Raw genomic sequence first — 20,491 nt, 5'->3', positions numbered from 1 at the left:
ACGGGGCACTCACGGGGCGAGTTTTCCGGTAACCCGTTGCCGCAACTCGCGTTTCGGCTGCGTAAGTGCCGGGTAGGCGACGCTACGGCCGCCGCCACCCGGTCGGCTGGCCGACGCCCGCCGCGTCGATGCGGGCGATGGCTTCGGCAAGGGGCTCGATCGCCACGGCCATGTGGTGGGCGTTGGCGTGGACGATGGTGTCGCGGTCCAGCAGGATGGCCACGTGACCGTTCCAGAACACCAGGTCGCCGCGCCGGCGTTCGGCCTCGTCGATCGCCGGGAAGAACGAGAACTGCATGTCGGTGTCGCGCGGGGCGGCGCGGCCCGTGGCGGCCAGCGCCTGCTGCACCAGGCCCGAGCAGTCCAGGCCCAGCGACTCCCGCCCGCCCCACTGGTAGGGCGCGCCCAGGAAGCCGAGGGCGACCTCGGCGGCGTCGACCGCGCTCGCCAGGCCGATCGGCGCCAGGTGGGCCTCGATGAACCAGCCCGTGCCCGCGCCCTTGGCGAAGCGGCCCTCGCGGGTCTCCACGCTCACCAGCGCGGCAAGGGAATAGAGCCCTTCGGGGCGCGACTTGATGTTGGGCTCGCTGAACGCATAGGTCCGCAACACCGCCACCTGGTGGGTCGCCGGCTCGCCGAGGGGGACCAGATCAGCCTGGGCCACCCAGCCCACATAGCCGTCGCGCGCGCCCTGGCCCCAGGCGAAGCCGTCCTGCACGTCGAGGACCGAAAAGCGCTCGCCGAACAGCAACTGGGTCCATTGCTCGGCCTCGGCGGCCGGGGCCTTGCGCAGGGCCGTCGCCGGGACCGCGACCTGCCAGGCCTTGGGGGCGTCGTAGCGCTCGGCGGCCGCCACGCCCTGCAAGGCGGCGTCGGCCAGGTCGGGGCGAGCAAGGGTGAGGCGCGGATCCATCAGGCGAACCGGCCCTTCAGCATCGCATAGAGGCCGCGGATGGCCTGGGCCTCGCCGCCGCTGGGACGGCCGGGCGCGCCCTTGGGGTTCCAGGCGAAGATGTCGAGGTGCACCCACGACCCGGTGGTCGGGGCGAAGCGTTGCAGGAACAGGGCGGCCGTCACCGAGCCGGCCTGGGCCCAGCCGTCGGGGTCATTCTTCAGGTCGGCGACGTCGCTTTCCAGCGCTTCGCGATAACCGTCCCACAGCGGCATGCGCCAGACAGGGTCGGCGGCCTTGCGGGCCCCGGCCTCGATCTGCCCGGCCAAGGCGTCGTCGGGGGTGTAGAAGGGGATCACCTGCGGGCCCAGGGCGATGCGAGCCGCCCCGGTCAGGGTGGCGAGATCGATGGTCAGGGCCGGCGACAGCTCGGCCGCGCGTGTCAGGGCGTCGGCCAGGATCAGGCGGCCTTCCGCGTCGGTGTTGCCGACCTCGATGGTGAGTCCCGCGCGGCTGTCGAGCACGTCGCCCGGCCGCATGGCGTCGCCGGCGATGGCGTTCTCGACCACCGGGACCAGCACGACCAGGCGCACCGGCAGCTTGGCGGCCATGACAATGCGCGCCAGAGCAAGAGCGTGGGCGGCGCCGCCCATGTCCTTCTTCATCAGCCTCATGCCGGCCGAGGGCTTGATGTCGAGGCCCCCGGTGTCGAACACCACGCCCTTGCCGACGATGGCCACGACGGGGTTCTTCTCGTCGCCCCACTGGATCTCGAGCATGCGCGGCGCGCGCTCGGGCACGGCGGCGCGGCCCACGGCGTGGACGGCCGGATAGTTCTGCTCCAGCAACTCATCGCCGACGACGGCCGAGAAGTCGGCGCCGAACTGCTCGGCGATCTCGCGGGCGATGGTCTCGATCTGGCGCGGGCCCATGGCGTTGGCCGGGCTGTTGACCATGTCGCGGGCCAGGGCGCAGGCGTGGGCGATCGCCTGGACCTCGGCGAGGTCGACGCCGTCCGGCGCGACAAGGCGTCGCGCCCCGTCTGCGCCGCGCGCCTTGAAGCGGTCGAAGCGATAGGTCCCCAGGGCGAAGGCCAGGGCGATCTGGGCCGGGTCCAGGCCCTCGGGCGCGGCGTGCAGGCGATAGTCGCCGGCCGGCAGCTTGGCCGGCAGGGCTCGGAAGGCCATGGCGTCGGCCTTGGTCCCCTTGACCCGTTGTCCCAGGCCGAAAAGCACGCGGTCCAGCGCGCCTTCGGGGGTGGGCACGGCCACCGCCTGGCCGGCCTTGGCCGAGAAGTCCGACAACTGGGCGAAGCCGCGCACGAAGCTTGGCCGCGCGTCCAGGAAGGCCGCCAGTTCGTCTTCCCACAGGGCGTGCACCGGGATCACGGGGCCGTCGGCGGCGCCGCGCGAGGAGGCGGTGATCAGGGGTTCGGTCATGGGCCGGGGCCTTCGCGAATTTATGCTTAACGATTCCTTGAGGGGGCCGCGCGATGCTCGGCCGACCTTCCGGAGACATGCCTTCCATGTGTCGCAAGCCTGCCCTGCTCGCAACCGTCCTGACGCCCATTCTTCTGCTGAGCGTTCCGGCCCTGGCCGCCGACAAGGGCGACAAGGCGGGCAAGATCGCCGCCAGCGCGCCGGTCGCCGCCCAGCCGGCCGCCCAGTCGGCCGCTCAGCGCAAGGCCGGCGCCGCCGAACGCGCCGAGGCCGCCCGTATGGATCCGCTGGCCCGCGCCGCCTTCTGGAGCGCCGAGTTCGAGGCCGACCCGCGCGACCCCGAGGCCGGGGTGGGGCTGTCCCAGGCCTTGCGCGCCCTGGGCCGCTATGACGACGCCGCGTCTGCTTCCGGCCGCGTGCTGGTTTCGCATCCCAACAATGTCGAGGCGCTGCTGGAGTCGGCGCGCGTGCAACTCGCCCGCGGCGAAGGCTTCTTCGCCATCGAGCCGGCCAGGACCGCCGCCGCCGCCGCGCCGAAGGACTGGCGTCCGCAATCCTTGCTGGGCGTGGCGCTGGAGCAGTCCAAGCGCGACGACGAGGCGCTTGTCGCCCACCGCCAGGCGGTGGCCCTGGCTCCGAACGAGGCCGCTCCGGCCGCCAACCTGGCCATGTACCTGGCCGGCCACGGCGACCTGGCCGGGGCCGAGACCCTGCTCCGCAAGGCCGTGGCCATGCCGTCCTCGACGGTGCAGGTCCGCCAGAACCTGGCCTTGATCGTCGGCCTGCAAGGCCGTGTCGACGAGGCCGAGCGCATGGCCCGCCAGGATCTGCCGCCCCAGATGGTCGACAACAACCTGGCCTGGCTGCGCGCGGCCCTGGGCCAGGGCTCGGCCACCCGCACCTGGGGCGCGATCAAGGCCGGCGGCTAGGGCGCCAGCGTCACCCCGACATCCGGCCGGGTCTCGCCGTTGACCTGGTCCAGCCAGGCCGCCGCGATCGCCTCGGGTCCCTGAGAGCGCCGGGCGTGCAGCCAGCGCGGGGCGTCGGCGACGAAGCCGGTCCAGGCCTCGCCATAACGCTCGTCGAACCCGCCAGGCCCCCAGTCCTGCCGCCGCTTGGCGATGCGGTCGGGCGCGAAGAAGAACACCGGCCTGGGGCCAGGCAGGCCGCCCTGGCGGCCGCCGGCTTCCCAGTGGGCGCCGCCGACCAGCATCGAATAGGCCAGATCCTCGCCGAAGGTTTCGTGCACGGCCCGCAGCACGTCCGCGTCGCCGGCGAAGTCGACGGAGACCGCCGGACGAGCGATCGTCGCGCCCGGCAGGTCGTCATAGGCCAGCACCTGGTCGTAGACGCCCAGCCCCTCGACGAAGGCGCGGCCGCGCGGCGAAGTCAGGCCGACGACCCTGGACGTCCCGCGCTTCTTCAGCAGGTGGGCCAGGCCGATCGCCGTCTTGGACGAGGCGCTGGTCAGCACCACGGACGCTGCGCCAAAGCCGCCATGCTCGTCGAGGAAGTCCTCGATCAGGAACGAGGTGATGAACAGGGGTTGCAGCAGGGCGCGGTGGTCGTCCTGGACCTGGTCGTCGTCCAACGCCTGATAGTGGTTGTAGGCGGCCGCCAGGCCCTGGCGGTGGGGCGCGGTGTCGACGAGGCCCGCGCGACCGGGGCGGGCCTGCACCGTCAAGTGCGTCGACATCGGCAGGTAGCCGTAGAACCGTCGCCCGACCGCGACCTCGGGATGGGCCGAGGCCTCGACCCGGGCATGACCCCAGACCGGAACCCGACCCCAGCCCTCGGGGCCGGGGAAGAAGTCCCAGTAGCGCATGGCCTCGCCGAAGGCGGCGTAGGTGACGTTGTTGGCGGTCAGGGCGAAGTTCTCGATCGCCAGCCGAACCTGGCCGTCCTCCAGCGGCGGTGGATCCGCCGGCTGGAACCGCGTTTGGCGCAGGTCGGACCTGGCGACCAGAAAATCCCAGGCCATGGCCGGCCTCCCTCGTCGAGCGACGGGGGAGTAGGCGGCTGCTGGCGCTGGAAGTCAAACGATTGTTTGAATTCTGTCCTCTCTCTCGGGGATGACGAGGGAAGGCTACTACCCCGCTGGGAAGATCCGCAGCGCCGCGTACTGCAGCAGCATGATCGTCTTGGCGTCGCGAATGGCGCCATCGTCGACCATCGTCAGGGCGTCCTCGATCGTCATTTCCTGGACGGCGATGTCCTCGCCCTCGTCGATCTCGCCGCCGCCGGCCGAGACGCGGTCGCCCGGTCCGTATTCGCCGACGAAGAAGTGCAGGCGCTCGGTCACCGAGCCCGGGCTCATGAAGGCGTCGAAGATCTTGCGCACCTTGTCGACGCGAAAGCCGGTCTCTTCCTCGACCTCGGCGCGGATGCGGGTCTCGGGGTCGGCGTCGTCGAGCAGGCCCGCCGGCGCCTCGATCAAGAGGTCGTCGTGGCCGTTGACAAAGGCGGGGTAGCGGAACTGGCTGACCAGCACGACGGTGCGGCGGGCAGGGTCATAGAGCAGGATCGTCGCGCCGTTGCCCCGGTCGTAGGTCTCGCGCGACTGCCGCTGCCAGGTTCCGTCGGCGCGCAGGTACGAGAAGGTGGTTTTCTTCAGCGTGTACCAGTCGTCGGACAGCACGGTGACGTCCTCGACGCGGATGCGATCGGCGATACTCATGGCGAAACTCCCGGCCTGGATCGGCGTTCAAATTCGTGCAATATCATGCAGAGTCAAGAAGGTTCGTGCATAGATGCTGACATCCGAGCGCAAGGCGCTGATCCTGCGGGTGCTGCGGCGCGACGGCCGGCTGGTCGCCAAGCCGTTCAGCCAGGAGCTGGGCGTCTCGGAGGACACCGTTCGCCGCGACCTGCGGGAGCTGGCCGCCGAAGGGCTGTTGCAGCGTGTCCACGGCGGCGCCTTGCCCAGTTCGCCGGCCATCGCCGATTTCGGCGCTCGCGAAGGGCGGGCTACGGCGGAAAAGGTTGTTCTGGCCCAGGCGGCAGCGCGCATGATCCAGCCGGGACAGATCGTCTTTCTGGACGGCGGCACCACCAATGCGCAGCTGGCGCGAGGCCTGCCGAGCGACCTGCGGGCGAGGATCGTCACCCATAGCCCCAGCATCGCCGTCGAGCTGGCGCGTCATCCGTCGGTCGAGGTCGAACTGGTCGGCGGCCGGCTGTTCAAGCATTCGATCGTCGCGGTTGGCGCGGCCGCCGCCGAGGCGATCGCCCGCGTGCGAGCGGACATCTTCTTCATGGGCGTCACGGGCCTGCACCCGGAGACGGGCGCCACAACAGGTGATCCGGAAGAGGCGACGATCAAGCGTCTCATCGCCCGACAGTCGGCCGAGACCGTCGTGCTGGCCACCCGCGACAAGCTGGGCGCCGCCTCGCCCTACGGCATCGTGCCGTTGGCCGAGATCGGGACGGTGGTGACCGAGCCCCGCCTGCCCGACGACCTGCTGGCGCCGGTTCGGGCGGCGGGGGCGAGGGTGGTCGAGGCCGCTCGCCCCTAGGCGATTTGCTGGGGCGCGAGCCGGGCCTGAGCCAGCCCGACGCTCGTCTCCACCACGAATTGGCTGCCTTGACCCGGCGAGCTGTCGACGTGGATCTCGCCGCCCATGGTCTCGACGATCTGGCGGGTGATGCTGAGGCCAAGGCCCGTGCCGCCGGCGTGGCGCGAGGCGTCGCCGACCTGCTCGAACGGCCGGAAGATGGCGTCCAGCTGGTCGGGCGCGACGCCGACACCGGTGTCCTCCACCGTGAAGACGAGGCGCGCCGTGTCGCCCGCCTCGCCCTCCAGGCGCTCGACCCGCAGGGTGACCGAGCCGGCGTCGGTGAATTTCACGGCGTTGCCCAGAAGGTTGATCAGCACCTGCCGCAGCCGCTTGGGATCGGCGACGATCTGGGTCGGGACGCCGGGGGCCATGGCGACGGCGAAGGCCAGGTCCTTTTCCTCGGCCCGCAGGCGGAACATCTGGTCCAGCTCCGCCAGGCACGCGGCTAGGTCGAAGGCGACCGGTTGCAGGTCCAGCTTGCCGGCCTCGATCTTGGCCAGGTCGAGAATGTCGGTGATCACCGCCAGCAGGTGCTCGCCGCTGGAGCGGATGGCGTCGACGGCCGTGCGTTGCCGGGGATCCAGGTTCCCGCGGCTGAGCCAGTAGCTGTAGCCGATCACCGCGTTCAGCGGCGTGCGCAGTTCGTGGCTCATGTGGCTGAGGAATTGCGACTTGGCGGCGTTGGCGGTCTCGGCGGCGATGCGGGCGTCCGACAGGGCGAGGGCCTCGTCCGCCTGCTGGCGCTGGCGGGCCTCGAAGTCGCGGCGCATGCCCAGCAGGCGATGCACCAGGAAGGCGCCGATCATCAGCAGCCAGACGCCGAGGATGATCAGGTACCACTGCTCGTCCGAAAGCTGGACGCCCTCGGCGCGCACGGCGTCCATCGACACGGCCAGCGGGCCGGGCGCCGCGCCGCTGACCGCGACGGCGATCGCGCGCACGTCGGAGAATTCAGCGTCGACGTCGCGGCGCGACAGCCCGTGGCTCGACAGCCACCATGGCTCGGGCTCCAGCCGGTCGAGCGGCAGGACGATGGTGTTGGCGCCCGGGACGACCGAGACCTCGGCCGCCAGCGGTACGTCCAGGTCGCCCAGCCGCGGGCGCAGGGCGGCCGAAGGAGCGGTCTTGACCAGCACCTTCAGGCGGTCGGCCTCGCCGCGCCAGTGCAACTGCAAGGTCAGGGTCTGGAAGCGCGAGAAGTCGAGCCCCCTGGCCTTGGCGCCCGGGTTCAGCAACAGGCCGTAGCCGCAGTAGGGATAGGCGACGCCCGCGCGGATCTCGCACGACCAGGCCATCGGCCGGTTTGGATCGGGCGTCACGGTCGAGCGGCCGCCGGTCTCGTAGTCGGCGAAGGCGTAGCCGGCGAACTGGGTCGATCCCGGCGTCAGTTCCAGCGCCTGGCGGGTGAGGGCGCTCTTGCCCAACACCGCGGCGAAGGTGACCAGCACCAGCAGGAAGATAACCGCCTCGACCTTGAGGTGGCGATAGCGCAGCCAGCCGGCGTCGTTCTCGTTCGACGCGGCCGGCCGATCGGCCCGACGGTCGAGAAAACGGAACGGACGCTGGGGCACGAGACGCTCCTGCAGGGCCTGGGCGGACGGCGGAAAAACAAGAAGGCGGGACCCTAGACGGTCATGTTTGATCGCCGTTTAACGCGGGACGAAATTTCTTGCCGAACCGTCGCAAATTGCGCGCCTTGCGTCTTTGCCGTGTCAATCGATCGTGGTTCAACCCATCGTGGGGCGCGCCACGCGACCCCCCTGATATTCATGGAGCCGCCGCATGTCCGTCCGTCGCCAGCTTGTCGCCGTCGTCGCCCTGGCGGGCCTGATCTCGGGAGCGGCGGCCGCGCCAGCCTGCGCCCAGATCCCATCGAACCTGCGCGACCTGGTCGGCGCCCGCGCGGCCGGCGGCGAGACCGAACTACAGGCCCGCGGCTATGCGCTGGACCACGTCGACGAGGGCGGTTCGGCCAAGTTCGGCTACTGGCGGCGCGGCGACGAGTGCGTGCAGGTCACCACCCGCGACGGCCGCTACCTGACCATCGTCGAGGCCCGCAACATGTGCCGCAAGAAGAGCTCGGGCTCCGACGCCTCGGCGGTGGTGGCGGGCGTGGCCATCGTCGGCCTGGCCGCGGCCCTGGCGGCCCACAAGAAGAAGCACGACGACGCCGACCGCGACCACGACGCCGAATACGAGCGCGGCTACCAGGCGGCGATGTACGGTTCCGACTACGACGACCGCCACGAGAGCGAGGGCTATCACGAGGGCTACCTTGCCGGGCAGTCCGAGCGCGACAACCGCCGCTTCTCCAACTCGCGCTACGTGCGCAACGCGCCGCGCGCGGCCCAGGACGCCTGTTCTCGCCGGGCCGACGAGTACCAGAGCCGTCCCTACGGCAGCAGCGTGCCGATCAGCGTGCGCGACCTTGGCCGCGGCGACTGGGAGCTGACCATGGCCACCGGCTCGTACCGCTCGCGCTGCACGGTCTCGTCCAGCGGCCAGGTGCGGGCGATGAACCCCTACTGAGCGGTCACAGCAGGGCCAGCGGCAGCACGATCAGCAGCATGTAGAAGAGGGCGCGCGCCAGGGCGGCGATGGCCATGACGGTCGCGCGCGCCTTGCTGATCTTCAGGTGTTTCGACAGCCAGCGGCCTTCGGTGAGGATCAGCCACGCGGTCGCGGCCAGGATCAAGGCGCCGCCCGCCGCGCTCCAGGCCGTCCCGCCGCGCTGCACGGCCACCAGGCCCAGCGAAACGCACAGGGCAGTCGGCGCGGCGAGGTAGCACTGGGCGTAGAACGGCTTGCGCAAGGTTCGGCGCGAGACGGCGTGGCCCTGTTTGCTCAGCAGGGTCAGGGCGACGACCAGCGGCGTCATGCCAAACAGCAGGCAACGGAACATCAGCAGGTTCTGCTGGGAGTCGAAGACCGCCTTGGCCAGGGGCGTGGCCCCCTGCGGTTGCGGCGCGTGCAGCGCCCAGGCCAGGGCGTTGGCGATCACAAGGGTGATGATCAGCAGCACCGGCGGACTTAGCGAGTCGTCATAGCGCTCGCCCTCCGGCTGGCCCTCTTCGCGATCGGAATAGGCCATGGCGGTCAGGGGGCGGGTCACGATCCGCAGCATGGTGCGGGGGTAGAAGTAGAGCCAGGTCATGGCTTCGAAGAGCAGTTCTTCGAAGCTTCTCAGGATCTTCAGCAGGTCCACGTCGTTGCGCCTCGTTCGTCGCTCCCGCCGGTGATAGCAGCGGCGTTCGGCGGCTTTCCAGCCTTTCGACCGTCGCGAGCGCGGCGGGCGCTATACACGCATCGCGAAGCCGGGCCTTAATCCCGCGACAGCGGAGCTTCGAGCATGGCCACCCGGCGCGACTTTCCCTACTACCGCGGCGAGCCCGTCGCTTTGTCGGGCCTCGGCTGGACGCTGGCCCTGGGCGGCTGCGTCGCCGGTTTCCTGGCCCTGATCCTGATCCCTCGCGGCGAGGCGGGCCAGACGCCCGGCCTTATCGGCCCCTTGCTGTTCGTGACCCTGCCCCTGGTCGGCCTGGCGCTGGCGGCGGGCAGGGTATGGACGGCGCTGTTTCCGCGACCCACCGTCCGCGACCTGCTGCTGGGCCTGGCCTTCATGCCGCTGGCGCTGCTGGTCTCCGGCGTCGTGGCGTTCTTCTATGGCAAGGGAGGGCTGGCGCAGGCCAATCCCGTCGCCGGGATCCTGCTTCACCTGGAGCCCGTGGAGCGGGTGGTGTTCATCGCCGGGACCGCGCCGCAGCTGCTGGGCGAGGAGTTGGTGACTGTCCTGCCCTTCCTGGCGGTGCTGACCCTGTGCCATCGGCGGCTGGCCCTGCCGCGCGGCGTGGCGATTGCGATCGCCTGGGTCGTATCGGCGATGATCTTCGGCCTGCTGCACCTGCCGACCTACGGTTGGAACGTCGTCCAGGTGCTGCTGATCATCGGCGTGGCGCGGCTGGTGCTGACGATTCCCTATCTGCTGACCAGGAGCGTATGGAGCTCGTTCGTCGCTCACATCTGCCTGGACTGGTCGATCTTCGCCTTCGTGCTATTGCAGGCGCTGCGGACCTAGCGGCCCAAGCCCTTGGCCTGACTCAGCTTCCGGCGCTTTTGCGCGGTTGACATCGCCCGGCTCGTCGCTTATCCACCGCCCCTCACTCGCGGCGGCCAACCGGCTTTCGCGTCAACGCTATTAGTTTCGGAGCCACGTCGTGAAGCGGACATTCCAGCCGTCGAAGCTCGTGCGAGCCCGCCGTCATGGCTACCGCGCCCGCATGGCCACCAAGAATGGTCAAAAGATCGTCGCGCGTCGCCGCGCCAAGGGCCGCAAGCGCCTGACGGCCTAGGAGCGGGGTCCCCCGCTCTTCTTTCCTGCTTCGGCAGGATCGTACGACATGACAAAAGCCGCCCCTTCCCAGAACCAGGCCTACAGCCTGCGCCGGAAAGGGCGGCTTTTTTCATGACCGATTCCCAAGTTTCGGCCGCCGCCCCGCAGAAGGGGCCGAAGATCGAGCGCCTCAAGGTGCGCGCCGACTTCCTCAAGGCCGCCAAGGCGCCCTCGCTGTCACGCGGCGCCGTCTTCATGCAACTGCGCCCGCGGTCCGACGAGAACGCCCTGATCCGGGTCGGCTTCACCGCCTCCAAGAAGGTCGGCGGCTCGGTGGAGCGAAATCGCGCCAAAAGACGCCTTCGAGAGGCGGCCAGGCTGCTTCTGCCCCTTCATGGACGCCCCGGTTGCGACTATGTGTTCATCGCTCGCGGCGGCACGCGCTCGCGGCCCTGGGGGCGTTTGCTTGACGATGTAAAAGCCGCGCTGATAAGCCTCGCGGCCGAAATCGACCGCGGGAGCAAGCCTGCCCAATCTGGGGCTATCTCTCCCGCGCCCGCCTCACCCTCTTCGCACGCGCAAGCGCCCGAACCCTCCGATCCCGGTTAAGTCTCAATGCAGAACGACAACAAGAACACGCTGGTCTTCATCGTCAGCGCGTTGGCGATCCTGATCGGCTACCAATTCTTCGTGCTGGGCCCGAACCAGAAGAAGCAGGAAGCCGCCGCGCGCGCCAAGAAGGCCGCCGAGGCTCAGGCCGCCGCCGCCAATCCGGGCATGGCCATCGGACCGGACGGCAAGCCGCAGCCGATCAAGCTGTCGCGCGAAGCGGCCAAGGCCGCCAGCCCGCGCATCCCGATCGACACCCCGACCCTGTCGGGCTCGGTTTCGCTGAAGAGCGGCAGCGTCGACGACCTGCTGCTCAAGCGCTATCGCCAGACCACCGACAAGGCCTCGCCGCCGGTCGAGCTGCTGCGCCCCGCCGGCGCGGAGAACGCGTTCTTCACGCTGTTCGGCTGGAGCGGCCAGAACCTCGGCGCCATGCCGGGCCAGGACACGGTGTGGACCGCCGCGCCGGGCCAGACCCTGCGTCCGGGCTCGCCCGTCACCCTGACCTATGACAACGGCGCGGGCCTGGTGTTCAACCGCACCATCGCCGTCGACGCCGACGCCATGTTCACCGTCACCGACAGCGTCCGCAACAACGGCGGCCAGCCGGTGTCGATCACGCCCTACGCCTCGGTGCGCCGCTGGGGCGTCCCGGCCGACCTCGGCAAGAACCACATCGTCCACGAAGGGGCGATCGGCATGCTGGGCGAGAAGGACTACAAGCTCGAGCAGTCCAAGTACCAGAAGTGGAAGAAGGACAAGCCGCAGCAGACCATCACTTCGGTCGGCGGCTGGACCGGCATCACCGACAAGTACTGGCTGACGGCCCTGATCCCGACCCAGAACGAGCGTATCAACGCCCAGTACAACGTCACCCCCGTCGGCGGCGTGGACGTCTACGAAGCCAACTTCGCCGCCGTCGCCAAGACCGTGAACCCGGGCCAGGCCGTCACCGAGACGACCCGCCTGTTCGCCGGCGCCAAGACCGTGCCGCTGCTGCGCAAGTACGAGTACGGCGAAGGCCAGACCCCGGCCTGGTGGCAGTTCTGGGACAAGAAGGCCCAGGCCATCCCGCGTTTCGAATGGGCCGTGGACTGGGGCATGTTCGCCCTGATCACCCGCCCGATCTTCAACGTGCTGGAGGTCTTCTACAAGCTGGTCGGCAACTTCGGCATCGCCATCATGCTGCTGACCGTGACCCTGAAGCTCCTGCTCTATCCGCTGGCGGACAAGAGCTACGAGTCGATGGCGAAGATGAAGAAGGTCGCCCCCGAGGTCGAGAAGCTGCGCGCCAAGCACAAGGAAGACCCCGCCAAGCAGCAGCAGGAGATGATGGCGCTGTACGCCAAGGAGAAGATCAACCCGTTCATGGGCTGCGTGCCCATGCTGATCCAGATCCCGGTGTTCTACTCGCTGTACAAGGTGCTGACGGTGACCATCGAAATGCGGCACGCGCCGTTCTTCGGCTGGATCCAGGACCTGTCGGCGCCGGATCCGACCACCATCTTCAACCTGTTCGGCCTGATCCCGTGGGATCCGGGCATGCTGCCCTTCGTCGGCGCCATGATCGCTCACCTGGGCGTGTGGCCGCTGCTCTACGGCTTCACCATGTGGCTGACCACGGCGATGAACCCGCCGGCCGGCGACCCGATGCAGCAGAAGATCTTCCAGCTGTTCCCGATCATCTTCACATTCACGCTGTCGGGCTTCGCCGTCGGCCTGGTGATCTACTGGTGCTGGAGCAACGTGCTGACGATCATCCAGCAGTACATCATCATGCGCCGCTACAAGGTCGAGAACCCGATCGACAAGATCATCGGCCGGCTGACCGGCAAGTCAGCGACGGCGACCTGATGACCGATCCGATCGAGCCTCTCTACTCTGACGAGGAGATCGAGGCGGCCCGGGTGCTGTTCGCCCAGCCGGTCTCGTTCATGATGGGGGCCGTCCGCATGGACGGCCTGCCGCCCGCCGACCTGCCGGAAGTGGCCTTCGCCGGCCGCTCCAACGTCGGCAAGTCGAGCCTGATCAACGGCCTCGTCGGCCAGAAGTACCTGGCCCGCGCCTCCAACGAGCCGGGCCGCACGCGCGAGTTGAACTTCTTCCTGCTGGCCGAGCAGCTGCGGCTCGTCGACCTGCCGGGCTACGGCTTCGCGCGCGTCTCGCGCTCGACGGCCAGCAAGTTCCAGGACCTGGGCCGCCAGTTCCTGCGCGGCCGCCCGAACCTCAAGCGGGTCTACCTGCTGATCGACGCGCGCCACGGCCTCAAGAAGGTCGACGCCGAGGCCATGGACGCGCTCGACATCTCGGCGGTGTCCTACCAGATCGTCCTGACCAAGGCCGACAAGATCAAGCCGCCCGAGGTCGACAAGGTCGTGGCCGACACGCTGAAGGCCATCGCCAAGCGCCCGGCCGCCTTCCCGCGGGTGATCGCCACCTCGTCGGAAAAGGGGCTGGGCCTGCCGGAACTGCGGGCCGAGATCCAGCGCACCTGCCTGAGCTAGACGGCGCCGTCGCCAGCCTTCGGGACCTCCCCCACAGGGGAGGTTCCTTGGCGGGTGAAGGCGCCGTTATGATCCGCGCACGGATCATCCGCGCATCTACATAAAACCGCAATAAAACTGTCGCCGAAACTTCTCTGGCTCAAGAGTTGTGGCGAAACTATGCCCTCCCCCGACAAGAACACCCGTGTCCCCCGGTGTCGGGCCGATGGCGCGGAGTGTCCGTGGGGATGTTCCGATGAAGAAGACCGCTCTGCTGGCGCTGTGCGCCATCGCTCCGCTGGCGCTCGCCGCCCAGGCCGCGGCCGCCGACCTGGCCGACGCCCCGATCGCCACCGCCGCCGAAGAACCGGTCACCGCTTCCGAAGTGGTCGTCCAGGCCGGCATCGCCTATCGCAACCGCACCGAGGAGACCGCTCCGGTCCTGGAGTACGGCCTCGACTACTTCCAGCGCTTCGAGCCGCTCAGCGCCGGCGACGCTCTCAAGCGCGTGCCCTCGGTGGCCTTCCTGTCGGACGTGCTGGAATCGGACGGCGTGCGCCTGCGCGGCCTCGACCCGGCCTATACCCAGATCCTGATCAACGGCGAGAAGGTCCCGGGCGCCGGTTCGGGCTCGGGCGCGTTCGGCGCCGGCGCCGACGGCTCGTTCTTCGTCGACCGCATCCCGGCCGAGCTGATCGAGCGCATCGAGATCGTCCGTAGCGCCAGCGCCAACCGCAGCGGCGACGCCGTCGCCGGCGCCATCAACATCGTGTTGCGCGACGCCTACGCCCTGGATGGCGGCTTCGTCCGCGCCGGCGCGATGATGTTCGACGACAAGCGCATCCGCGAGACCGTCGGCGGCGTGTGGGGCGGTCAGGTCGGCCCCGGCCGCCTGCTGATCGGCGCCAACCTGCAGGGCCGTCGCAATCCCAAGCTCAAGACCAGCCTGCGCTACGACGAGCCGAACGGCACGCTCGACAACAGCGAGGTCCAGACCGACACCCGCAACGGCACCGACTATTCGGTCAACGCCAGCTACCAGGTTCCGGTGGCCGGGGGGGACCTGTCGCTGGCCGGCTTCTTCGTCCGCACCGACCGCACGCAGGACGAGGACTCGATCGAGTACGCCAAGGACATCCGCACCAACGCCAACATCCAGACGATCAACAACAACGACGTCCAGATCGACCAGGACAGCTGGTCGCTGACCGGCAAGTACAAGCGCGACATGCTGGGCGGCCGCACCTCGGTGAAGCTCGGCTACGCCGGCTTCAAGGGCAAGGAAGACGAGTTCGAGGACGAGATCGAGTACCTGCGCGACGCGATCCCGTTCCCGGACGGCGACCGCATCACCCGCGACAAGTCGCGCCGCGACATCGACGACACCGAGGTCTCGGCCAAGCTCGAGCACGAGCGTGACCTGTCGTTCGGCGCCGAACTGGAGTTCGGCCTGCAGTACGAGAAGAAGGAACGCGACACCTACTTCACCGAGGTTCCGCGCAACCGCTACAACCTGCCCCAGGCCAACCCGCCCGCCTTCGGCGCCTATGCCCCGATCGCCGGCGGCGACTCGACCTTCGAGCAGACCCGCCTGGACCCCTACGTGATGCTGTCGGGCAAGTCCGGCGCGCTGAAATGGGAAGCGGGCCTGCGCTACGAGACCACCGACGTCTCGATCGAGGACCGCACCTCGGGCGACACCTACGACGCCGACTACAAGATCCTGCTGCCGTCGGCCTCGGTGCGCTACAACCTGACGGCCAGCGACCAGTTCTACGCCGCCACGGCCCGCACGGTCCGCCGTCCCAGCTTCGAGTACCTGTCGCCGGCGACCCTGGAAGCCGAACTGGGCGACAACGACTTCATCGGCGTGCCCACCCTGAAGCCGGAAACGGCCTGGGGCCTGGACGTCGGCTATGAGCGCCGCCTGGGCCGCGCGGGCGTCGCTGGCGTCAATGTCTTCTACCGCAAGGTCAACGACCTGCTGGAGCTCTACAACACGGGCGACGAAGGCAGCGAAGGCGACGGCACCTTCGTCTACTCGGCGCGCAACGCCGGCGACGGCAAGGTCTGGGGTATCGAGTTCGACCTCTCGACCCCGCTGACCGTCATCGGCCTCGAGAACACCGGCGTGTTCCTGAACTACTCGTGGCTGGACAGCGACATCGACGACGAGTTCGGCTCGCGCAAGTTCAACAGCCAGTCGGACTACGTGCTGAACGTCGGCTTCATCCAGGACCTGCCGACCTGGGGCGCCTCGTTCGGCGTGACCTACCGCAAGCAGGGCGAGGCCTACAGCCGCGTCGTCGGCGAGGAAGTCACCACCACCTATGGCGGCGACCTGGAGATGTTCGTCGAGAAGCGCATCGGCAAGGACATCACCATCCGCCTGACCGGCTCGAACCTGCTGGACGCCTCCAAGAAGGAGAGCTTCAACAAGTTCACCACCATCGAGGACCAGCTCGACCGCAGCTTCGACGAGTACGAACTCGAGCGCGAGCAGGCCGGCCCGGTGTTCCAGCTGATCGCCCGCATGGCGTTCTGATCGGACGATGCGAGACCCTTCTCCCCTTGCGGGAGAAGGTGTCGGCGAAAGCCGACGGATGAGGGGTCTCTCAAAAGCAAGACGCCGCGAAAGCTGATCGGCTTTCGCGGCGTTTCTCGTTTAGGCGCCCCTCCCCCGCTTGCGGGGGAGGGGGACCACGAAGTGGTGGAGGGGGCGAGACTGGGCGCCGAGGCGGCGGTCGCCCCCTCCGTCACGGCGCTGGTAGCGCCGCGCCACCTCCCCCGTTTCACAGGGGAGGAGCAAAAGTCGCTAGGCCGCGCGGCCGTTGCCTTCGTCGGTCATGAAGCCCATCAGCACGTCGATGCGCTTGACCAGTTCGGCGCGGGCCATGGCGCCGGTGACCTCGACCTGGGTCATGGCGCTGAGCGCGTTGGCGGCCTCGATCAGGCGCGGTTCCTTCACCGCCTCGCCGACGGCGCGCAGTTCGGCTGCCTGGGCGGCCAGGGCGCGGCGGGCCTGGGCCGGATCGCTGTCCAGCGACTGGGCGGCGGATTTGACGATACGCAGGGCCTGGGACAGGCGGGCGGCGGGCGTGCCGGCCGCGTCGGCCTTGCGCTTGCGCGGGCCCTTGTATTCGGCCGAGTTGAAGCGGCGGCGGTCGGGACCGACATATTGCACGGCCTCCACCCAGTCCCGCGGCTTCAGCGTCACTGCTTCCAGGCGCCGTTCCAGGTCCTTGATTGTGAACGGCTTGCGCATGAATTCATGGATGCCGGCGTCGCGAGCGCCGAAGATCGCCTCGGCGGTGGCCTCGGCGGTGCACATGATGATCGGGGCCTGGCGGCAGGCCAGATCGCTGCGGCGGATCTTCTTGGCCAGGGCCAGGCCGTCGACGCCTGCGCTGGAATGCTCGACGAAGATCATCTGCGGGTCGACGGTGCGCACCATCCCCCAGCCCTGCTCGATGGTCGGGGCGGAAAAGACCTGCACATTGCCCACGTGGCGCAGCTGGTCGCCCAGCAGGCGGACGGCGGCCGTGCTCGGGTCGACGACCAGCACGCGCTGCATCTTGGCGGCGATGCGCTGCAGGGTGCGAGGGTTGCCGTCGAACACGGGGCGGGGTCTCCAGAGGATCGAACCCGACTCTTACCCCAAGGAGGGTAAAAAACCGCTTGATGATCCGGAGGCGACCTGTGCGTCAGTTCGCCTTGCCTAGACCGCCAGCGAGGCCGACAGCCCGGAGTCGAAGTCCTGCAGGATGTCGACGGCTTCTTCCACGTCGACGATGGCCGGCTGGCCCTCCGGGAAGCGATAGCGCCAGAAGCTGGCGATGTGCGAGATCACCCCGACCTTCTCGCCCAGGGACAGGAACATGTCGGGCGCGCGCAGCAGGAACTCGCGGAAGGCCTGGGGCTTGCCGTTGTCGATCAGGTCCTCGAAGGCGTCGTCATAGACCTTGATGGTGCGCAGCACCGCGGCGCGTTCCAGCACCACGCCCTGCTGCAGGCGCTTGCGGGCGTCGTCGACATAGCGGGCCGTCTCGGCCTCGCGGGCGCCGGTGATGACCATCTGGCCGATTTCGCCGGCCGTGGCGGTCAGCTGCGGCCACAGGCGCGTGAGCATCCACTTGTAATAGAGGAAGCCCTTCCAGCTGAAGACGCCCTCCTTGAAGCTCTCGCCTTCCAGCACCAGGGTCTCGCGCAGCGGCTCCAGCCGCTCGTCGACGTCGGTGGACAGCAAGGCCTCGACCAGGCGGGCGGCGGCCGCGCCGTTGACCCGGCCGCTGTCGCGGTAGGCCAGGTCGATCAGCCGCGAAATCTCGACGGCCACGAAGCCCTGCATCTGCTCCAGGTCGCTCGGCGACAGGGCGAAGTAGCAGGGGGCCACGATCATGCCGTGGCGGCGCAGGTGCTCGCGCAGCAGGAACGGGTCCAGCGACGGCAGCATGTCGATCATGCGCAGCGTGGCCAGGTCCCGCGTCATGTCCGACGGGTCGTTGCAGGCCTCGCGCAGCAGGTCGATCCAGCCGCGCTGGCCCACGAAGAACGACTGGCCGCCCAGCGACAGGTCGCTGCGCTCGAACGGGATGATGATCTTGGTCGCCGTCGGGCGCGCCTCGTCGAACAGGAAGAGGTCGTCGCTGCGCAGGCGGTGCTTGACGATCAGCGCGTTGTTGAGGACCCGGTTGCGAAACAGCGGGTGCTGGGAATATTCGGGCCGCTGGCTGCTGTCGGCGGCGATGGCCAGCAGGTTCAGCACCCGACTGGTCGACGCGGTGCGCTCCAGGGCGCGCAGGCTGCGCGTCAGGCGGTCCGGCTTGCGGACGGGAGCGAGCTTTCGGCGCGCGGACAAGATCAGGAGCCCCCTTGGTTACGGGGGAAGTTGTAGCGTTGGCGGACTAAACAAACGCTAACCGTGACCGCAGGTAGTCCCCGGAATGGGGATTAGCGGATGGCGGGAGCGCCGGCTTTGTAAGGAACCCCCCTACGGGGGAGGCGATCGCGCAGCGATCGGTGGGGGAGTTTGCGAAATCGGCGAAGGTCGGTGGAGGCTGATAACGGCCCCCCACCGGCCTTCGGCCGCCTCCCCCACAGGGGGAGGTTTCTCGCTCAAGATCCTCCCCCTTCAGGGGGAGCGTCAGCAAATCACCCCTCGAACGGATCCCTCATCAGGATGGTGTCGTCGCGCTCGGGGCTGGTCGACAGCAGGGCCACCGGGGCGCCGATCAGTTCCTCGACGCGGCGCACATACTTGATGGCGTTGGCGTTGAGGTCCTTGAACGAGCGGGCGCCGGCGGTGCTTTCGCTCCAGCCTTCCATCTCCTCGTAGATCGGCTCGGCGGCGGCCTGGTCGCGCATGCCGGCCGGCAGGTAGTCGACGACCTTGTCGCCGATCTTGTAGCCGACGCAGATCTTCAGGGTCTCAAGGCCGTCCAGCACGTCCAGCTTGGTCAGGGCGATGCCGTCGATGCCGTTGATGGCCACCGACTGGCGCACCAGCACCGCGTCGAACCAGCCGCAGCGGCGCGGACGGCCGGTGTTGACGCCGACCTCGCGGCCGACCGTGGCCAGGTGCTTGCCGACCTCGTCGGAGAGTTCGCAGGCGAACGGGCCTTCGCCGACGCGGGTGGTGTAGGCCTTGACGATGCCCAGCACGTAGCCCGGGCCCTTGGGGCCCATGCCCGAACCGGCGGCGGCCTGGCCGGCGACGGTGTTGGACGAGGTGACGAACGGATAGGTGCCGTGGTCGACGTCTAGCAGGGCGCCTTGCGCGCCTTCGAACAGGATGCGCCGGCCGGCCTTCTTGGCCTGGTCCAGCACCCGCCAGGCCGGTTGGGCGTAGGCGAGGATCTGCGGGGCGATCTCCATCAGCTGGTCGAACAGCTGGCCGGCGTCGGCGTCCGGCAGGCCAAGGCCGCGACGCAGGGCGCCGTGGTGGCTGAGCAGGCGCTCGATCTTCGGCTTCAGGGCTTCGGGATCGGCCAGGTCGGCGACGCGGATGGCGCGGCGGCCGACCTTGTCTTCATAGGCCGGGCCGATGCCGCGGCCGGTGGTGCCGATCTTCTGGCTGGAGGCGGCTTCACGTGCCTGGTCCAGGTCGCGGTGCAGCGGCAGGATCAGGGTGGCGTTGTCGGCCAGCACCAGCAGGTCGGGGGTGATGTTGACGCCCTGGTCGGCGATCTTGCCGATCTCGGTCAGCAGGTGCCACGGGTCGACCACGACGCCATTGCCGATGACCGAGGTCTTGCCTTGCACGACCCCCGACGGCAGCAGGGCTAGCTTGTAGACCTTGCCGTCCACTACCAGCGTATGGCCGGCGTTGTGGCCGCCCTGGAAGCGCACGACGACGTCGGCCCGGTTGGAGAGCCAGTCGACGATCTTGCCCTTGCCCTCGTCGCCCCACTGGGCGCCCACGACGGTCACGTTGGCCATGATAGAGATATGCCTTGTCACCTGCCCGGTAGCGCCCGCGGCCCTTCGACAGGACTCGGCGGCGGACGTTCGTCAGATTGTGCGGCGACAAAGGGGGGGCCGTCAGGCGGCCCCCGCGAAGTCAGAAGGCGTAAAGCAGGCGCACGCCCAGATCGTCAAGCCCCTGGTTCTTGCCTTGGTGGAAGATCTGGCCGTTCGACAGGTGCACGTAGGACAGCTCGGTCGCCCAGCGGTCGTTGAAGCGGTAGCCGAGCGCCAGCTCCGGCTGGAACAGCACCTTCGAGCCGAAGTCGATGCGGGTGTTGTAGAGCTTCAGGCGGCGATCGATCTCGGCCTGGCTGATGCCCGGCTCGTTGACCGGCGGCAGGCCGGTCTCGCCGTCGGTGTAGGCCAGGCCCATGCCCGGACGGAAATAGAAGCCGCCCTTGTCGCCGAAATCGATCGGCCAGGAGAAGCCGGCGGCCACGAAGTTGGAGGTGTTCTCGCTGTTCAGCGACACGAAGGCGTGGACCTGCGGCTTGCCCAGCCAGGTCAGGTTCTCCAGGCGATCGGTGCGGTAGCCGAGGTGCAGGTCGACCCCGTCCTCGCGGCCGGCCGCGCCCAGGCCCACGGCCTCGCCGATGAAGGTGACGTCGTGCTTGTAGGCGCCGACGATCAGTTCGCCAGCCGAGGCGGCGGTGGCGCAGGCGAGCGCGGCGCCGGCCACGGCGGCCAACAGTGCGAATTTCATGGTCTCTGACCCC

19 protein-coding genes are annotated in these 20,491 nt (G+C 68.9%); 9 read left to right on the top strand and 10 right to left on the bottom strand.

Annotation, left to right across the window (positions count from 1 at the left end):
• Positions 1-82: 82 nt before the first annotated feature.
• Both SGCZBJ_RS04715 and SGCZBJ_RS04710 read right to left on the bottom strand, forming a co-directional pair.
• Entirely contained in the window at positions 83-913 is an 831-nt protein-coding gene (locus SGCZBJ_RS04715; protein ID WP_101716861.1) for a C40 family peptidase, read from the bottom strand.
• Positions 913-2,331 carry a leucyl aminopeptidase family protein gene (locus SGCZBJ_RS04710; protein ID WP_101716860.1) on the bottom strand — a complete coding sequence of 473 codons (1,419 nt, stop codon included), beginning with the start codon at positions 2,329-2,331 and terminating at the stop codon, positions 913-915. The genes SGCZBJ_RS04715 and SGCZBJ_RS04710 overlap by 1 nt, the downstream gene beginning before the upstream one ends.
• Before the next feature lie 86 nt (positions 2,332-2,417).
• Between SGCZBJ_RS04710 and SGCZBJ_RS04705 the strand changes: the two genes are divergently transcribed.
• Positions 2,418-3,260 carry a tetratricopeptide repeat protein gene (locus SGCZBJ_RS04705; protein ID WP_101716859.1) on the top strand — a complete coding sequence of 281 codons (843 nt, stop codon included), beginning with the start codon at positions 2,418-2,420 and terminating at the stop codon, positions 3,258-3,260.
• Here SGCZBJ_RS04705 and SGCZBJ_RS04700 read toward each other — a convergent pair.
• Both SGCZBJ_RS04700 and SGCZBJ_RS04695 read right to left on the bottom strand, forming a co-directional pair.
• Positions 3,257-4,312 carry a DUF2855 family protein gene (locus tag SGCZBJ_RS04700; RefSeq protein ID WP_101716858.1) on the bottom strand — a complete coding sequence of 352 codons (1,056 nt, stop codon included), beginning with the start codon at positions 4,310-4,312 and terminating at the stop codon, positions 3,257-3,259. The two genes, SGCZBJ_RS04705 and SGCZBJ_RS04700, sit on opposite strands and share 4 nt — an antisense overlap.
• A 108-nt stretch (positions 4,313-4,420) precedes the next feature.
• On the bottom strand, positions 4,421-5,008 hold the full coding sequence (locus SGCZBJ_RS04695) for an NUDIX domain-containing protein (RefSeq protein WP_101716857.1): 588 nt from the start codon (positions 5,006-5,008) through the stop codon (positions 4,421-4,423).
• A gap of 73 nt (positions 5,009-5,081) precedes the next feature.
• Between SGCZBJ_RS04695 and SGCZBJ_RS04690 the strand changes: the two genes are divergently transcribed.
• Positions 5,082-5,846, top strand: coding sequence for a DeoR/GlpR family DNA-binding transcription regulator (locus tag SGCZBJ_RS04690; RefSeq protein ID WP_101716856.1), 765 nt, complete (start codon positions 5,082-5,084; stop codon positions 5,844-5,846).
• Here the strand turns inward: SGCZBJ_RS04690 and SGCZBJ_RS04685 are convergent.
• Positions 5,843-7,459, bottom strand: a complete 1,617-nt coding sequence (locus tag SGCZBJ_RS04685; RefSeq protein WP_101716855.1) for a sensor histidine kinase — start codon at positions 7,457-7,459, stop codon at positions 5,843-5,845. The genes SGCZBJ_RS04690 and SGCZBJ_RS04685 overlap by 4 nt on opposite strands.
• Positions 7,460-7,670: 211 nt before the next feature.
• Between SGCZBJ_RS04685 and SGCZBJ_RS04680 the strand changes: the two genes are divergently transcribed.
• Positions 7,671-8,417: a hypothetical protein gene (locus tag SGCZBJ_RS04680; RefSeq protein WP_101716854.1), complete on the top strand. Its 747-nt coding sequence runs from the start codon at positions 7,671-7,673 to the stop codon at positions 8,415-8,417.
• Between the two features lie 4 nt (positions 8,418-8,421).
• Here the strand turns inward: SGCZBJ_RS04680 and SGCZBJ_RS04675 are convergent, their stop codons facing one another.
• Positions 8,422-9,093 (bottom strand): hypothetical protein, encoded by a 672-nt coding sequence (locus SGCZBJ_RS04675; protein WP_101716853.1) that lies wholly within the window; start codon positions 9,091-9,093, stop codon positions 8,422-8,424.
• A 144-nt stretch (positions 9,094-9,237) separates the two neighbouring features.
• Between SGCZBJ_RS04675 and SGCZBJ_RS04670 the strand changes: the two genes are divergently transcribed.
• The 6 genes from SGCZBJ_RS04670 (at position 9,238) to SGCZBJ_RS04645 (ending at position 15,855) form a co-directional block, all read left to right on the top strand.
• Positions 9,238-9,963: a CPBP family intramembrane glutamic endopeptidase gene (locus SGCZBJ_RS04670; protein WP_101716852.1), complete on the top strand. Its 726-nt coding sequence runs from the start codon at positions 9,238-9,240 to the stop codon at positions 9,961-9,963.
• Between the two features lie 139 nt (positions 9,964-10,102).
• Complete coding sequence (gene rpmH / locus SGCZBJ_RS04665) at positions 10,103-10,237, top strand: 50S ribosomal protein L34 (protein WP_012284717.1); 135 nt, start codon at positions 10,103-10,105, stop codon at positions 10,235-10,237.
• A 113-nt stretch (positions 10,238-10,350) separates the two neighbouring features.
• Complete coding sequence (gene rnpA, locus SGCZBJ_RS04660) at positions 10,351-10,827, top strand: ribonuclease P protein component (protein WP_101716851.1); 477 nt, start codon at positions 10,351-10,353, stop codon at positions 10,825-10,827.
• Between the two features lie 6 nt (positions 10,828-10,833).
• Positions 10,834-12,681 (top strand): membrane protein insertase YidC, encoded by a 1,848-nt coding sequence (gene yidC, locus SGCZBJ_RS04655; RefSeq protein WP_101716850.1) that lies wholly within the window; start codon positions 10,834-10,836, stop codon positions 12,679-12,681.
• Complete coding sequence (gene yihA / locus SGCZBJ_RS04650; protein WP_101716849.1) at positions 12,681-13,331, top strand: ribosome biogenesis GTP-binding protein YihA/YsxC; 651 nt, start codon at positions 12,681-12,683, stop codon at positions 13,329-13,331. The genes yidC and yihA overlap by 1 nt, the downstream gene beginning before the upstream one ends.
• Before the next feature lie 235 nt (positions 13,332-13,566).
• Positions 13,567-15,855, top strand: a complete 2,289-nt coding sequence (locus SGCZBJ_RS04645; protein ID WP_101716848.1) for a TonB-dependent receptor plug domain-containing protein — start codon at positions 13,567-13,569, stop codon at positions 15,853-15,855.
• A 270-nt stretch (positions 15,856-16,125) separates the two neighbouring features.
• Here the strand turns inward: SGCZBJ_RS04645 and SGCZBJ_RS04640 are convergent, their stop codons facing one another.
• The 4 genes from SGCZBJ_RS04640 to SGCZBJ_RS04625 form a co-directional block, all read right to left on the bottom strand.
• A complete protein-coding gene (locus SGCZBJ_RS04640; RefSeq protein ID WP_101716886.1) occupies positions 16,126-16,884 on the bottom strand; it encodes a response regulator transcription factor in 759 nt (252 codons plus the stop codon).
• Positions 16,885-17,028: 144 nt separating this feature from the next.
• Complete coding sequence (locus SGCZBJ_RS04635; RefSeq protein ID WP_101716847.1) at positions 17,029-18,174, bottom strand: hypothetical protein; 1,146 nt, start codon at positions 18,172-18,174, stop codon at positions 17,029-17,031.
• 287 nt (positions 18,175-18,461) lie between these two features.
• A complete protein-coding gene (locus tag SGCZBJ_RS04630) occupies positions 18,462-19,748 on the bottom strand; it encodes an adenylosuccinate synthase (protein ID WP_101716846.1) in 1,287 nt (428 codons plus the stop codon).
• Positions 19,749-19,869: 121 nt separating this feature from the next.
• Positions 19,870-20,478 carry an acyloxyacyl hydrolase gene (locus SGCZBJ_RS04625; protein ID WP_101716845.1) on the bottom strand — a complete coding sequence of 203 codons (609 nt, stop codon included), beginning with the start codon at positions 20,476-20,478 and terminating at the stop codon, positions 19,870-19,872.
• Between the last annotated feature and the right edge of the window lie 13 nt (positions 20,479-20,491).

Source organism: Caulobacter zeae (genome assembly GCF_002858925.1).
In the GTDB taxonomy this organism is placed as follows: domain Bacteria; phylum Pseudomonadota; class Alphaproteobacteria; order Caulobacterales; family Caulobacteraceae; genus Caulobacter; species Caulobacter zeae.
The sequence above is the reverse complement of the archived record's forward strand: the minus strand, read 5'-3'. Positions and strand labels throughout refer to the sequence as shown.

Bases quoted from the DNA above. Each gene is read 5' to 3' on its own strand.
- SGCZBJ_RS04715 (WP_101716861.1), bottom strand. From the start codon at position 913: ATGGATCCGCGCCTCACCCTTGCTCGCCCCGACCTGGCCGACGCCGCC.
- SGCZBJ_RS04710 (WP_101716860.1), bottom strand. From the start codon at position 2,331: ATGACCGAACCCCTGATCACCGCCTCCTCGCGCGGCGCCGCCGACGGC.
- SGCZBJ_RS04705 (WP_101716859.1), top strand. From the start codon at position 2,418: ATGTGTCGCAAGCCTGCCCTGCTCGCAACCGTCCTGACGCCCATTCTT.
- SGCZBJ_RS04700 (WP_101716858.1), bottom strand. From the start codon at position 4,312: ATGGCCTGGGATTTTCTGGTCGCCAGGTCCGACCTGCGCCAAACGCGG.
- SGCZBJ_RS04695 (WP_101716857.1), bottom strand. From the start codon at position 5,008: ATGAGTATCGCCGATCGCATCCGCGTCGAGGACGTCACCGTGCTGTCC.
- SGCZBJ_RS04690 (WP_101716856.1), top strand. From the start codon at position 5,082: ATGCTGACATCCGAGCGCAAGGCGCTGATCCTGCGGGTGCTGCGGCGC.
- SGCZBJ_RS04680 (WP_101716854.1), top strand. From the start codon at position 7,671: ATGTCCGTCCGTCGCCAGCTTGTCGCCGTCGTCGCCCTGGCGGGCCTG.
- SGCZBJ_RS04670 (WP_101716852.1), top strand. From the start codon at position 9,238: ATGGCCACCCGGCGCGACTTTCCCTACTACCGCGGCGAGCCCGTCGCT.
- rnpA (WP_101716851.1), top strand. From the start codon at position 10,351: ATGACCGATTCCCAAGTTTCGGCCGCCGCCCCGCAGAAGGGGCCGAAG.
- yidC (WP_101716850.1), top strand. From the start codon at position 10,834: ATGCAGAACGACAACAAGAACACGCTGGTCTTCATCGTCAGCGCGTTG.
- yihA (WP_101716849.1), top strand. From the start codon at position 12,681: ATGACCGATCCGATCGAGCCTCTCTACTCTGACGAGGAGATCGAGGCG.
- SGCZBJ_RS04645 (WP_101716848.1), top strand. From the start codon at position 13,567: ATGAAGAAGACCGCTCTGCTGGCGCTGTGCGCCATCGCTCCGCTGGCG.
- SGCZBJ_RS04640 (WP_101716886.1), bottom strand. From the start codon at position 16,884: ATGCAGCGCGTGCTGGTCGTCGACCCGAGCACGGCCGCCGTCCGCCTG.
- SGCZBJ_RS04630 (WP_101716846.1), bottom strand. From the start codon at position 19,748: ATGGCCAACGTGACCGTCGTGGGCGCCCAGTGGGGCGACGAGGGCAAG.
- SGCZBJ_RS04625 (WP_101716845.1), bottom strand. From the start codon at position 20,478: ATGAAATTCGCACTGTTGGCCGCCGTGGCCGGCGCCGCGCTCGCCTGC.